The organism is Ekhidna sp. ABH4_415 (assembly GCF_056161305.1).
The window spans coordinates 181,158-195,315 of the sequence record NZ_JBSWYW010000001.1 but is presented as its reverse complement, the minus strand read 5'-3'; the positions used below and the strand labels follow the sequence as shown (position 1 = coordinate 195,315).

Annotated in this window: 16 protein-coding genes; 7 read left to right on the top strand and 9 right to left on the bottom strand. The window is 40.0% G+C overall.

Annotated elements, in window-relative coordinates; translation table 11 throughout:
• Positions 1 to 76: 76 nt before the first annotated feature.
• From cysN to ACXAH9_RS00830, 9 genes are all read right to left on the bottom strand, one after another.
• Positions 77 to 1,384, bottom strand: a complete 1,308-nt coding sequence (gene cysN / locus ACXAH9_RS00870) for a sulfate adenylyltransferase subunit CysN (protein ID WP_474892999.1) — start codon at positions 1,382 to 1,384, stop codon at positions 77 to 79.
• A gap of 58 nt (positions 1,385 to 1,442) precedes the next feature.
• Positions 1,443 to 2,348, bottom strand: coding sequence for a sulfate adenylyltransferase subunit CysD (gene cysD, locus ACXAH9_RS00865; protein ID WP_474892998.1), 906 nt, complete (start codon positions 2,346 to 2,348; stop codon positions 1,443 to 1,445).
• A gap of 69 nt (positions 2,349 to 2,417) precedes the next feature.
• Positions 2,418 to 3,020, bottom strand: coding sequence for an adenylyl-sulfate kinase (gene cysC, locus ACXAH9_RS00860; protein ID WP_474892997.1), 603 nt, complete (start codon positions 3,018 to 3,020; stop codon positions 2,418 to 2,420).
• On the bottom strand, positions 3,007 to 4,260 hold the full coding sequence (locus ACXAH9_RS00855) for a nucleotide sugar dehydrogenase (protein WP_474892996.1): 1,254 nt from the start codon (positions 4,258 to 4,260) through the stop codon (positions 3,007 to 3,009). Before ACXAH9_RS00855 ends, cysC begins: the two co-directional genes overlap by 14 nt.
• Before the next feature lie 109 nt (positions 4,261 to 4,369).
• A complete protein-coding gene (locus tag ACXAH9_RS00850; protein ID WP_474892995.1) occupies positions 4,370 to 5,314 on the bottom strand; it encodes a UDP-glucuronic acid decarboxylase family protein in 945 nt (314 codons plus the stop codon).
• Entirely contained in the window at positions 5,307 to 5,867 is a 561-nt protein-coding gene (gene rfbC, locus ACXAH9_RS00845; RefSeq protein WP_474892994.1) for a dTDP-4-dehydrorhamnose 3,5-epimerase, read from the bottom strand. The genes ACXAH9_RS00850 and rfbC overlap by 8 nt, the downstream gene beginning before the upstream one ends.
• On the bottom strand, positions 5,864 to 6,727 hold the full coding sequence (rfbA, locus tag ACXAH9_RS00840) for a glucose-1-phosphate thymidylyltransferase RfbA (protein WP_474892993.1): 864 nt from the start codon (positions 6,725 to 6,727) through the stop codon (positions 5,864 to 5,866). Before rfbA ends, rfbC begins: the two co-directional genes overlap by 4 nt.
• Positions 6,728 to 6,867: 140 nt before the next feature.
• On the bottom strand, positions 6,868 to 7,923 hold the full coding sequence (rfbB, locus tag ACXAH9_RS00835; protein ID WP_474892992.1) for a dTDP-glucose 4,6-dehydratase: 1,056 nt from the start codon (positions 7,921 to 7,923) through the stop codon (positions 6,868 to 6,870).
• Positions 7,920 to 8,870, bottom strand: coding sequence for an SDR family oxidoreductase (locus ACXAH9_RS00830; RefSeq protein ID WP_474892991.1), 951 nt, complete (start codon positions 8,868 to 8,870; stop codon positions 7,920 to 7,922). Before ACXAH9_RS00830 ends, rfbB begins: the two co-directional genes overlap by 4 nt.
• A gap of 118 nt (positions 8,871 to 8,988) precedes the next feature.
• On the opposite strand from ACXAH9_RS00830, the gene ACXAH9_RS00825 reads away from it, so the two are divergent.
• From ACXAH9_RS00825 to ACXAH9_RS00795, 7 genes are all read left to right on the top strand, one after another.
• Positions 8,989 to 9,639, top strand: coding sequence for a heme exporter protein CcmB (locus ACXAH9_RS00825; protein ID WP_474892990.1), 651 nt, complete (start codon positions 8,989 to 8,991; stop codon positions 9,637 to 9,639).
• A gap of 11 nt (positions 9,640 to 9,650) precedes the next feature.
• On the top strand, positions 9,651 to 10,313 hold the full coding sequence (ccsA, locus tag ACXAH9_RS00820) for a cytochrome c biogenesis protein CcsA (protein WP_474893356.1): 663 nt from the start codon (positions 9,651 to 9,653) through the stop codon (positions 10,311 to 10,313).
• Positions 10,306 to 10,524, top strand: a complete 219-nt coding sequence (locus ACXAH9_RS00815) for a CcmD family protein (protein ID WP_474892989.1) — start codon at positions 10,306 to 10,308, stop codon at positions 10,522 to 10,524. The genes ccsA and ACXAH9_RS00815 overlap by 8 nt, the downstream gene beginning before the upstream one ends.
• A 33-nt stretch (positions 10,525 to 10,557) precedes the next feature.
• Positions 10,558 to 10,935, top strand: a complete 378-nt coding sequence (locus ACXAH9_RS00810) for a GxxExxY protein (RefSeq protein ID WP_474892988.1) — start codon at positions 10,558 to 10,560, stop codon at positions 10,933 to 10,935.
• Positions 10,936 to 11,010: 75 nt separating this feature from the next.
• Positions 11,011 to 11,418, top strand: coding sequence for a cytochrome c maturation protein CcmE domain-containing protein (locus tag ACXAH9_RS00805; protein ID WP_474892987.1), 408 nt, complete (start codon positions 11,011 to 11,013; stop codon positions 11,416 to 11,418).
• A gap of 11 nt (positions 11,419 to 11,429) precedes the next feature.
• Positions 11,430 to 11,642 (top strand): hypothetical protein, encoded by a 213-nt coding sequence (locus ACXAH9_RS00800; RefSeq protein ID WP_474892986.1) that lies wholly within the window; start codon positions 11,430 to 11,432, stop codon positions 11,640 to 11,642.
• Between the two features lie 4 nt (positions 11,643 to 11,646).
• Positions 11,647 to 14,142, top strand: a complete 2,496-nt coding sequence (locus ACXAH9_RS00795; RefSeq protein WP_474892985.1) for a heme lyase CcmF/NrfE family subunit — start codon at positions 11,647 to 11,649, stop codon at positions 14,140 to 14,142.
• Positions 14,143 to 14,158: the final 16 nt, after the last annotated feature.

Below are 14,158 nucleotides of genomic sequence, written 5' to 3'. Positions count from 1 at the left end.
TCGTGCAAAATTTGGGGGCTTAACCCACCCCTAACCCCGATACGTCGGACCGCTCCGAGGAGGGGAATTGTGACTGCTAAATGATCATTCCAGCAGCCACCGTCTCATTAGTGCCCTCATCCACCAAAATAATGCTGCCGGTATTTCGGTTTTTTCGATACGAATCCACAAGAAGGGGACGGGTTGTTCTTAATTGAGCACGACATATATCATTCGCCGTGATGTTCTTATCCTCCTCATTTCGGTGTAGCGTGTTGATATCCATCTTGTACCGAATCTCTTTGATCATGGCTTTGGCCTCAGCAGTTGTATGGCGGATGGTATACTTTGTTCGTGGTTGAGGTCCTTTCGTATTCAACCAGCATAGCATCACATCAATGTCTTGCTTTGGTTCTGGTTGGTTGTTCGTACGCACAATCATATCACCGCGACTAATATCAATGTCATCTTCCAAAGTGATTGTCACTGACATGGGAGCAAAGGCCTCTTCCACTTCACCGTCATAGGTGTCAATCGATTTAATCTTTGAGCTAAATCCGGACGGTAACACCACTACCTCATCACCAGGTTTAAATACCCCACCCGCAATTCTACCAGCATAGCCCCGATAATCATGGTATTCGTCTGTTTGTGGACGAATGACTGTTTGAACTGGGAACCGGCAATCAATGTGATTATGATCGCTTCCAATATGAATGTTTTCCAGAGTATAAAGTAGCGTGGATCCTTCATACCATTTCATGTGCTCGCTCCGATTCACTACATTGTCACCCTTCAACGCGCTTATGGGAATAAATTGAACGTCTTTAACATCCAATTTTGAAGCAAAATCTTCAAAGTCTGCTTTTATCTCATTAAATCTATCTTCTTCATAGCCAACCAGGTCCATTTTATTTACACAGACAATGATGTGCGGTATCTGGAGCAAGGAAGCAATGATTGAGTGTCTGCATGTTTGTTCAACCACTCCATTTCGAGCATCAATAAGGATCAATGCAACGTTCGCTGTAGATGCTCCTGTTACCATATTCCGTGTGTATTGAATATGTCCGGGAGTATCCGCAATGATGAACTTTCTTTTTGGCGTAGCAAAATATCGGTAAGCTACATCGATCGTTATTCCTTGCTCACGTTCATCTTTCAGTCCGTCTGTCAAAAGTGCTAAATCCACCTCTGTTGCTCCTCTGCGTTCACTTGTCTGCCTAACCTGGTCTAATTGATCTTCAAAAATAGACTTTGAATCGAACAGCAAACGCCCAATCAAAGTACTTTTTCCATCATCTACGCTACCAGCAGTGGTAAAGCGCAATAATTCCATATCTAGGTAGCTATTGGTCTTTGGCTGTTGGTTTTTGACTTTTGGATTTGATTCTTCTTTTTTCATTATGTTTACCTTTTTATAACCCACCCCTAACCCCTCCGAGGAGGGGAATAGGTATGTGTTAAAAATACCCTTCTTTCTTGCGATCTTCCATGGCGGTTTCAGAGCGCTTATCGTCAGCTCTATTCCCTCGCTCAGTGTGTCTGGCTGCAGCGACTTCCTCTACAATCTTATCCAGTGTATCGGCTTCAGATTCAACCCCTCCTGTGATGGTAATATCTCCGAGTGTTCTAAACCTCAATTTTTTATTGACCACCTTCTCTGCATCATCGACTTGAATAAAATCTGAGACTGGCAACCAGGTATTATTCCTCCAGATCACCTCTCTATTATGAGCAAAATAAAGTGATGGGATGGCTATGTTTTCAGCAAGAATATATTGCCATACATCCATCTCCGTCCAGTTACTTAAAGGAAAAACTCTAAAGTGTTCACCATATTGATGTTTACCGTTGAAAATATTCCATAATTCCGGGCGCTGATTTTTGGGATCCCACTGACCAAATTCATCTCTATGACTAAAGAATCTTTCCTTAGCCCTGGCTTTTTCTTCATCCCTACGAGCTCCACCAATACAGGCGTCAAATCCGTGTTCCTCGATGGTGTCCAGCAGCGTTACTGTTTGAATGGCATTTCTACTGGCATTCTTTCCTTTCTCTTCAGCAGCTCTTCCATCATCTATGGACTTCTGTACAGACCCTACGATGAGCTTAGCTCCTAATTCCTTCACCAGGTTATCACGAAACTCCATTGTTTCAGGAAAATTATGCCCAGTGTCTATGTGCACTAATGGGAAAGGGATTTTAGCAGGATGAAAAGCCTTCCTTGCAAGGTGAGTCACACAAATCGAATCCTTTCCCCCGGAAAAAAGAATTGCAGGATTCTGAAACTGTGCAGCTACTTCTCTAAGTATGTAAATAGCTTCTGCTTCTAATTCTTTTAAGTGCGTTAAATTGTAATTTTTCATAGCTATTAACTAATCCACCCCTAACCTCGAAGCGTCGAACCGCTCCCAGGAGAGGATTCGGTTAGTGAACTAAAGAATTATTTTTGGTTCTACATTATCAATTAGTTTTTTCAAGCATGAATCCAGAGAATTTGCAGCTGTATTCACCCGCATATCCGGGTTATCTGGTGCTTCGAACGGAGAGTCTATGCCCGTAAAGTGTTTGATCTCTCCTGCTCGCGCTTTCTTATACAGCCCTTTCACATCTCTCTGCTCACAAACTTCTAAAGGGCAATCAACATGGATTTCAATAAAATTTTCTTTCCCGATCACTTTTTTTGCCATCAATCGGTCCTCCTTAAAAGGAGAGATGAAGGCGGTTAAAACCACTATTCCAGCATCAACAAACAACTTAGACACCTCTGCTATCCTCCTTATGTTTTCTTTCCTGCTTTCATCTGAAAAATCTAAATCAGCGTTCAGACCAGACCTGATATTGTCTCCATCTAATATGTAGGTATGATATCCCTTTTCATGTAGATACGACTCAAAAGCACTGGCTAATGTTGATTTACCAGATCCAGATAGACCTACAAACCATAGCACGCTAGCCTTGTGACCATTCTTTTGCTCTCGATCAACCTTGCTAATTGCATGGGAATGAGGAATGATATTTTCTCTATAATCGCCCATCTACAAGTTCTTTAGGCAAAACACTTTTTACATCATATATGATTGGAGTGTTTTTTCTCATTTCATCCCAATCCAGTTCAAGAAATTCATTGTGAGCAACAGCTAAGATGATGGCATCATACTCCCCTTTATAAGATCCTGAAAGTTGGATACCATACTCTTCAACAACCTGCTCCGAATCCGCCTGTGGATCATATACATCAACATTCACTCCGTATGAGTTCAGCTCGTGGTAAATATCTATGACCCGGGTATTTCTGGTGTCTGGACAATTTTCCTTAAAAGTGAAACCGAGGATCAAGACTCGAGCATTGTTGCCAAGGCGTTTCTTTTGCCCAAGCATTTTAATGATTTTTTGAGCCACATATTGTCCCATTTGATCATTGATTTTTCGCCCGGAAAGTATTACTTGAGGATGATACCCCACTGATTCTGCTTTCTGTGTTAAATAAAATGGATCAACTCCAATGCAATGGCCTCCTACTAACCCTGGCCTAAATGGAAGAAAATTCCACTTGGTTCCGGCTGCTTCCAGCACCTCTGTGGTATCTACTCCTAACCGGTCGAAAATCAATGCCAATTCATTGACGAAAGCAATATTGATGTCCCGTTGAGCATTTTCTATCACCTTTGCTGCCTCAGCCACTTTTATGGAAGATGCTTTGTGTGTGCCTGCTGTTATGAATGATTTGTAGAAATCATCAACCACAGCAGCTGATTCAACCGTACTTCCGCTTGTAACTTTAAGAATATTTGTGATCCGATGCTTTTTATCTCCAGGGTTAATACGCTCAGGAGAATATCCACAAAAGAAATCCGTGTTGAATTTTAATCCACTTGCTTTCTCCAAAATGGGAACACAAACCTCCTCCGTGCACCCCGGGAAAACAGTTGATTCATAAACAACAATGTCACCCCTTTTTAGCAAAGGCCCAATAAGTTTTGAGGCACTTTTTAATGGCGCTAAATTCGGATTCTTGTTTTCATCTACCGGAGTAGGGACCGTAACAACATAAAAATTACAATCTTTTAAATCCTGAGGATTTGAACTGAATGTCAGGTAAGAGGCTTTTTTCAGTTCATCGGATTCAACCTCTAAGGTCCGATCTTTTCCTGATTTTAGCTCTTTAATTCTACCTTCGTCGATATCCAGTCCAACAGTAGGGTATATTTTTCCACTTTCCACAGCTAGCGGAAGTCCAACATATCCTAGCCCTATGATTCCTACATTATAGTTCATGCAATTCTGTTTTTCAGAGCAGCGAATTCTTTAGGAGCCCACCCCTAACCCCGATTCGTCGGATCGCTCCAAGGAGGGGAATAGTAAGCCGCAAAAATAGAATAAAATATTAGCCTAATACCTTCTTCTGGAAATATTCGAGTGTTGGCTTAAGTCCCTCTGCACGAGAGTATTTTGGTTCCCAGCTTAAAACCTCTCTAGCTCGAGATATATCTGGTTTCCGTTGTTTGGGGTCGTCCTTAGGCAGGTCTTTATAAATAATTTTAGAATTACTACCTGTTAAACGAATGATCTCCTCACCAAATTCCTTAATAGTTATTTCTTCCGGATTACCAATGTTTACTGGTTGTGCATAATCGCTTTTAAGGAGTCTGTAAATTCCTTCTACCAAATCATCTACGTAGGTGAAGGATCGTGTTTGCGATCCATCTCCAAAGGCAGTTAAGTCTTCCCCTCTTAAAGCTTGAGAAATAAAGGCTGGGAGAACTCTTCCATCGTCCAGTCGCATTCGAGGACCAAATGTGTTGAAGATTCTAACAATCCTGGTTTCTAAACCGTGGAAGGTGTGGTAGGCCATAGTCAAGGCCTCCTGAAACCTCTTAGCTTCATCATACACTCCTCTCGGCCCTACTGGATTCACGTTTCCCCAATAATCTTCGCTTTGTGGGTGCACCAGGGGATCTCCATATACTTCGGATGTTGAGGCAATCAACATTCGAGCTCCCTTATCTTTCGCAAGTCCAAGACAATTCAAAGTCCCTAAAGAACCCACTTTCATGGTTTGAATGGGCATTTTCAAATAATCAATAGGACTCGCAGGCGAGGCAAAGTGGAGAATGTATTCAAGGTCACCGGAAACATGTACATACTTTGATACATCGTGATGATGAAACTCGAAGTTTTTGTTTCCCATGAGGTGTTCAATATTTTCCATGTCACCTGTGAGAAGGTTATCCATTGCTACCACGTGATAGCCCTCCTTGATAAACCGATCACACAGATGTGAGCCTAAAAACCCTGCACCTCCGGTGATTAATACTTTTTTCTTAGACATTTATAAAATCGATTTTAGCTTCTTTTAGTAATGGTAGATTTTGATCTTTTTCAGATAATATGATCTCATCCTCCGGAAATCCCCAGCTGATATTCAGATCCGGATCATTAAACATAATTCCCGTATCGTGCTCCTTAGAATAGAGTTCGTCTACCTGGTACATGAGTTTGGCATGGTCTGTCAAAACAAGAAAACCATGTGCCATTCCTTTGGGGATGTAAAAGTGTTTCTTGTTATGTGCTGATAATCTCACCATCGAATATTGACCAAAAGTAGGTGACTCTCTCCTTAAATCCACAGCAACGTCTAGTACCTCCCCCTCAATACAAGATACCAGTTTTGCCTGTGCCTTGTTACCATTTTGATAATGAAGGCCCCTCAATACACCTTTCGAAGAACGGGATTGATTGATTTGTTTGACCTCAAAATCAAAGCCAGTTGCATCGTTGAACTTCTTTATGTTAAAGCCTTCATAAAAGAACCCTCGCTCATCCTCATAAACGTCCGGCTCCAAAATCCAACAGTCTTTAAGGTTCGTCTTTTCTGATTTCATTTCTTTAATATATTGAGCAGGTAGGAACCATAACCGCTCTTCTCCAGTGGTTTAGCCAACTTTGTTAATTGGTTTTCACTAATAAAATTCATTTTGTAAGCCACCTCCTCAATGCAGCCCACCTTCAACCCTTGCCTTTCTTCAATCACCTGAACAAAATTTCCGGCTTGCATCAAAGATGCAAATGTACCGGTATCTAGCCATGCTGTTCCACGATCAAGTACTTGTACCTTTAGCTTACCTTTTTGCAAATAGTAGTTATTAACATCTGTAATCTCAAGTTCACCGCGAGCACTTGGCTTTATGTTTTTTGCAATTTTCACAACGTCATTATCGTAGTAATACAAGCCTGGAACAGCAAAATTTGACTTAGGGTTATCCGGTTTTTCCTCAATTGAGATTGCTTTGTTTTGGCTATCAAACTCTACTACACCATATCTATCAGGGTCATTCACATGATAGGCGAAAACAACTCCTCCATTGGGATTTATGCATGATTGTAATTTTTTTGAAAGGCCGGATGCATAGAAAATATTGTCTCCCAAAATCAGAGCCACACTATCAGTGCCTATAAAGTCTGATCCTATAATAAAGGCCTCCGCTAATCCTCTGGGTTCTTCCTGAACTGCATAAGAAAAAGAGCATCCTAAGTGTGAACCATCACCTAACAACTCTTTAAAGATTGGCAAATCACGTGGAGTGCTTATAATGAGTATTTCGTTGATCCCTGACAACATCAACGTTGATAAAGGGTAGTAAATCATCGGCTTGTCATATACCGGTAAAATCTGCTTACTAACTGCATAGGTCAATGGGTGCAACCGTGTTCCTGATCCTCCGGCTAATATTATCCCCTTCATGCGTACATAGATTTATCCTGAAAAGCACGCATGGAATTCGCATAGTCGTCATTCCGTAATTTGATATGTGACTTCCTAAACATGCTCATTTTATATAAAGTCGATTTAATAAACCCACCCCAACCCCTCCAAGGAGGGGACTACCTATTTGAATAATGTTCATCATAATATTTCATGTATTCACCTGAGGTAACATCATTCAGCCATTGCTCATTTTCAAAAAACCAATCTACGGTTTTCTCAAGACCTTCTTCAAACCGCAAAGATGGCTCCCAACCCAGATCTTCTTTAATTTTTGATGCATCAATTGCATATCTTAGATCATGTCCTGCTCGATCTTTTACAAAAGTGATGAGTTCTCTGGAAGTTCCTTGCTCATTCCCAAGCTTGCGATCCATGATATCACACAATAAATGAACTAAATCAATGTTTTTCCATTCATTGAAGCCGCCAATGTTATAGGTTTCTCCGTTTTTACCCTTCTCAAAAATTAATTCAATGGCACGTGCATGATCTTCCACATAGAGCCAATCTCGGATATTTTCACCTTTTCCATAAACTGGAAGTGGCTTCTTGTTCCTGATGTTGTGGATCATTAAAGGAATCAGCTTTTCGGGAAAATGATAAGGTCCATAATTATTTGAGCAATTTGAAATGACATAGGGTAAATCATAGGTGTTTCCGTATGCCCTTACGAGATGATCTGAAGAAGCTTTCGATGCAGAGTATGGAGATTTTGGATCATATGGGGTTTTTTCGGTGAAAAGCCCCTTATCACCAAGTGAGCCATATACCTCATCGGTAGACACATGATAAAACCTTCTGTTTTCTTTTCCTTTCCAGACTTCCTTAGCCGCATTCAAGAGATTGACTGTTCCAACCACATTGGTTTGGATGAATTCCATGGGGTTCGTAATTGAACGATCTACATGTGATTCTGCCGCAAGATGAATAACCCCCTGAAAATCGTGTTTTTTGAAAAGTTCGTTTATAAAATCAAAATCACAGATGTCTCCTTTAATAAATTGATAATTCGGATCATCCTCAACATCTCTAAGATTTTCCAGATTTCCTGCATAGGTCAGTTTATCTAAATTGACCACATGATATTTTCCAGACTTAAGGAGTTGCCTCACTACATGTGATCCAATGAAACCTGCCCCTCCTGTAATTAATATTTTAATCTTGGCTTTCATGCTTTCTCCAGCCTTTTGTACCAATCGATTGTAATAGCAAGGCCTTCACTAACCTGATAATCAGGTTGATAGTTTAATTGAATCTTAGCTTTTGAAATGTCAGCCATGCTATGTTTTACATCACCATCTCGTTCTTCTGCATAAACCGCCTCTACTTTTTCACCCTCAATATCATTAATAATATTAACAAGATCATTAAGTGTAGTCCTTTCACCGCAAGCTATATTGTATATGGAATTATAATTTTCTTGTGATGCTTCCAGTGCTTTTATATTTGCCTGAACTGCATTTGCCACAAAGGTAAAGTCCCTGCTATGGCTTCCATCTCCATTGATCACCGGTTTTTTTCCGGATAAAATTGCCTTAATAAACAATGGTATCACCGCTGCATATGGTCCATTTGGATCTTGCTTTGGGCCAAAAACATTGAAATACCTCAAGCCAATTGTATTTAAACCATACGTTTTATGAAAAACATCAGCATATAGTTCGTTAACCAATTTAGTCACTGCATATGGAGACAAGGGTTTGCCGATATTCTCCTCCTTCTTCGGTAAAACGATTGAATCACCATAAGTAGATGAAGAGGCGGCATACACCACTCGATCAACTTTGTTTTCAACACATGCTTTAAACACATTCAGCGTACCCTCTACATTCACTCGGTTAGATGTTAGCGGATCTTTAATTGATCGGGGCACTGAACCAAGTGCTGCTTGATGAGAAACTGCAAAGACTCCTTTGGAAAGCTTCTTTACAAGTTCAAAGTCCAGGATATCTCCTTCAATAAATTCAAAATGCTTATGGTCTGAAAATTCCTGAATGTTTTTGATATGACCAGTTGACAGGTTGTCTAAGCAAATCACCTCATATGATCTATCCAGTAATGATTCAATTAAGTTTGAACCAATAAATCCTGCTCCACCTGTTACAAGAACTTTCTTCATATCTGATTATCTATACGGAAATGGTTTTAGAGGCAAGAGCTAACAAAGAATATGCAATGCTAAAAGGATTACAATGTATATGCAAGGCTGGAAGGCTGTTTGAATTTATCTTTGCGACGTGCAACGCATTATTTCCCTTATACACAAAGATTTTATCGTTGACTGGAGACAGCAAAATCCTATATCCGGGATACTTCTCTACTTAGCCTCAACCATTTTTGCCACCTACATGGCATTCAAAGGGTTTGTCTCTGTAGAAGTTTGGAATGCACTTTTCTGGATCATCCTGTTATTTACAAGCATCAATGCCATTTCAAAAAGCTTTATCCAAGAGGAGAGGCGAACACATTATTATTTTTTCTTATGCAAACCATCGGAGATAATACTTGCTAAACTGATCTACTCTTTTGTTTATCTATGGATTGTTTCTGTTATATCTCTCCTCATCTACATAATCCTGATGGGTAACCCAATCATCAATTATCCCCTTTTCTTTCTCAACCTAATTTTGGGATGTGTTGGTTTAAGTTCAGCATTTACCATGGTTTCTTCTATCGCATTTCGCACCAGCAATCGATCGATTATGATGGCTGTGCTGGGGTTTCCAGTGATCATCCCTGTGCTTATTCTGTCTATCAGCAACAGCTTCAAAATACTTGACAGTTACGTATTTACGCAGATTCAAGGCAACATTATCACCTTGTTTTCAGTCGATGTGATTATCATTGCGCTCACATTCGTATTATTCCCTTTTACCTGGAAATCGTGATGGGTTATTTACTGAAAAAAGACTGGTGGAAATGGCTGTGTGTAGTGCTTTTAACCTATACCGTAATTGGGGGATTGCTTTTTCCTGTACCTAAGCTTCCAATACTAAACGAGACCATTCGCTCACTTCACTTTCATGTGCCAATGTGGTTTGGGATGATCCTCCTTTTCCTGGGTTCGGTAATTCATGCAATTAAGCATCTTAGAACCGGGGAGATTAAGTATGATATCTACAGCTTTCAACTAGCGAACATGGGTATTGCGTTTGGTGTTCTTGGTATTTTGACCGGTATGATTTGGGCCAATTTCACATGGGGTGAACCATGGAGCAACGATCCCAAACAGAATGCTTCGGCCATATCACTTCTAATCTATCTGGCTTATTTCGTATTAAGAGGGTCGATCCAGGATGAACAACAGCGAAACAGAATTTCTGCAGTGTTTAATATTTTCGCCTTCTTTTTAATGATCCCACTCCTTTTCATTTTACCGAGGATGTCTGACAGCCTGCATCCGGGAAACGGAGGCAATCCGGGGTTCAACGCTTACGATTTGGATAGTAATCTGAGAAAAGTGTTTTATCTCTCAGTCATTGGATGGACATTGCTTGGATACTGGCTGACAACTATCACTATCCGACTTTCCTTAACAAAACAAAAACTGGAAGATGTTTAAATATATTTTTGGAATATTGATGCTAATCGGAACTCAATTTGCCCACGCTCAGGTTGAAATGGCAGATGACTTTCGGGGCGAAGGAAAAATTTATGTGGTGATCGCTATCATCCTAGTCATTCTTGCAGGATTTTTCTATTTACTGTTCAAACTGGACAAGCGATCTAAACGTTTAGAAAATGATATCTCGCAAAGGCGAAAAGACAATTAAAGGTCACGCAAAGAAGCAGAGAAACATAAGGTTATGTCTGAAAATGAGCTTTCAAGAATTATTGTTGATGCGTCTTATCAGATTCACACCAAGCTTGGAGCAGGGCTATTTGAATCGGTGTACGAAGAAGTTTTAAACTATGAGCTCATTTCACGAGGTTTAAGCATTGAACGTCAAAAGGGTATCCCTGTATTTTGGAATGAAATTAAAATGGATCAGGGTTTTCGAGCGGATTTGATTGTAGAAAGCAAAGTCCTCATCGAAATAAAATCCTTAGAGAATATACTCCCTGTTCATCAAAAACAAGTTTTAACATACTTGAAACTTACGAAGTTGAAGCTTGGTTTACTTATTAATTTTAATGAATCACTAATCAAAAACGGAATACAAAGAATCGTTAACGGACTTTGATAATTCTTATCGAAATTTGCAATTCTAGATTAAGAGAATCAGATCAAAACTTAGCGATCTTAGCGACTTAGCGTGATGAAGAAGAAATACATAGCTGCCATTGTAATTATTGCAATCGCCATTACCATGATCATATCGATGGCTGGTGATGCAAGTACATATGTCTCATTTAAGGAAGCAAAAGAACTTTCTGAAAAGGGTTTCAAGAAGAGCATTCATGTGGTAGGAGAATTACCAAAGACTGCATCAGGAGAAGTGGTGGGGATTGAAGAAAGTCCAGACAAACTCTCGTTTAAGTTTGAAATGATCGATGAGAATGGGATGAAGCAGCAAGTATTGTTTGCAGAGCCAATACCTACAGATTTCACACGATCCGAACAAGTGGTGATAGTTGGGGCTTATCAGGGTGATAAGTTCGTTGCTAATAAAATATTATTAAAGTGTCCTTCGAAATACCAGGAGGATCCAGAATTTACCAGCTAAATTTATTCGTCATGGATAAGAGATTTAAAGAATTCAAAACACGCATAGATCGAAAAATCAATGTAATGGAAGCTACGATTTCCTACATGCATGATGGCTTAAAAGGACTCAACGAGGCGCTCGGTGACTTCAAAGAGGAATTTGATTTATTCATTGATTTCGCATCCGAGAATTACACCGATCACGAAAAAAGAATTGCACCACTCGAAAAAAAATTGTCTTAGCTGAATGATACATTATTTCGAGGGACAATTAGGTCATGCGTTTGTAATCATTGCATTTGTCACAAGCTTGCTTTCAGCATATGCTTATTTCAAAGGGAGAAATCAAGACGAACAGTGGACTTCATTCGGCTCCAAGATATTCTACGCACACTCAATTGCCATATTAGGAATTATAGGTACGCTCTTCTATCTGATTACCAACCACTATTTTGAATACCACTACGTATTTAGCCATAGTTCAAAGCTACTTCCGGTCTACTATCAAATTTCCTGTTTTTGGGAAGGTCAGGAGGGGTCTTTCCTGCTTTGGATGTTTTGGAATGCTGTGCTAGGAGTCATCCTTATCAACACCAACAAATTCTGGAAGGCTCCCGTCATGCTTATCATGTCATTAACCCAGGTTTTTCTCGCATCCATGATATTAGGTGTAGTAATTTTTGATGTGAAGCTGGGTAGCTCTCCTTTCATGTTACTAAGAGATGTAATCGATGCACCAATTTTTAAAACAAATCCAAACTTTATCCCTGAGGATGGGAATGGATTAAATCCATTATTACAGAACTATTGGATGGTGATCCATCCGCCAACTTTATTTCTCGGATTTGCGACGACCGTCATCCCTTTTGCCTATTGCATAGGTGGGTTGATGATTGGAAAAAATAAAGAGTGGATACGACCTGCATTACCATGGGCACAGTTCTCAGCAATGATCCTTGGAGTAGGGATATTAATGGGTGCGTATTGGGCGTATGAAACGTTGAATTTCGGTGGGTACTGGAACTGGGATCCAGTTGAAAATGCGATCTATGTTCCCTGGCTTGTTTTGGTAGCAGCTATTCACGTAATGATCGCCTACAAAAAAAGTGGATCTGCACTTAAGCTTTCTATGATTCTCGTTGTGGCGAGCTTTTTATTGGTACTCTATGCCACTTTCTTAACCAGAAGCGGAATTCTCGGGAATTCATCTGTACACTCATTCACAGATTTAGGACTTTCTGGTCAATTGCTTATTTATCTATTGGCATTCCTAGCCATTGCTGTTTTCTTCATTTCAAAACGATGGAAAGAAGTCCCTAGTACCAAAGAAGAAACATCCACCTATTCCAGGGAATTCTGGATTTTCATGGGTGCAGCAATCTTGTGTCTCATGGCTTTCCAGGTCCTGATATACACTTCAATGCCTGTCTACAACAGCATAGCAGGCAGTCTGGGAGTTGACTTAAACCTCGCACCACCAACCGACATTTATGATGCGTACTCATTGCCACAAATGATTCTCGCAATATTCCTTGCCATTTTATCGGGTACAGGACAATTCTTTTGGTGGAAAAAAATGGACGGTAAAAAGCTAAAAGCTGAGCTAACCACTCCGTTCATCATTGCATTGATCATTTCTGGTTTGATCATTGTTTTGTCTAAAATCACAAACCCTTATTACCTGATTCTTCTGGTAGCATGCACTTACTCCATTGTGGCTAACGCCAAGATTTTTTATGGGGTGGCTAAAGCAAATATTAAACTATCTGGTGGAGCCATTACACACATAGGAGTGGCTTTAATGCTTGTAGGAATACTTTTTTCAAGTGGCTACTCCACAATCCTTTCCACCAACTATACCTCGATGGTTTGGAGTACGGAGTTTCCAGAAGAAGTAAATCGAGACAATCTTCTTCTTTTTATCAACGAGCCTCGTCAGATGAAGGAATATTCGATGATTTATCGTGGGATTCGAAAAATGACAAGAGAGGAAGGATATGTAGATCAAAATGAACTAATGCCAACTGCTGATCCATTAAAGGTGGTTCGCATAGGAAGCAACGAAAAAGATACACTAACACTGATCAATCCTGAGAACAGCTACTTCGAAGTAGAATATCATAAAGAAGGCGAGAAGCAGTTTACTCTTTTTCCAAGAGTTCAAATCAATGAGACCATGGATATGATCGTCTATTCACCTGATATAAAAAGGAATCTAAGTGCTGATATGTACACACATGTTCGTACGTTTCCCGACCCTGAACAAGAACCGGATTGGAGCGATCCAAAGGAAATTCAAGTAAAAATTGGTGATCAATTTTTTATCAATGATTATGTAGCAACGTTAATTAAAATGGAGCCGATCTCTGAGATTGATGGCACACCATTATCCAGTGGAGATGTGGCTGTTAAAGCAGTTATTGAGGTGCAAGGTGAATACGAAAATTATTTAGCAGAGCCAGTCTTCGTGATTCGGGATCGAGAGTATATTGGCAGAATTGATGATCAGGTAAATGACCTGGCGTTTAGAATATCGATTCAAAATATCATCCCTCAGGAAAATGCAGTGGTCTTGGTATACCAAACCACTCAAAAGGATTGGATTATCATGGAAGCAGTGAAAAAGCCTTGGATCAATCTGCTCTGGCTGGGGACATTCCTTTTAGTAATTGGTTTTCTGGTGGCCATCAATCGTCGCTATTCCGAATTCATGAAGATGCGAGATAAAGGAGTAGAAGCTTAGCTTCACATTTTGCTTA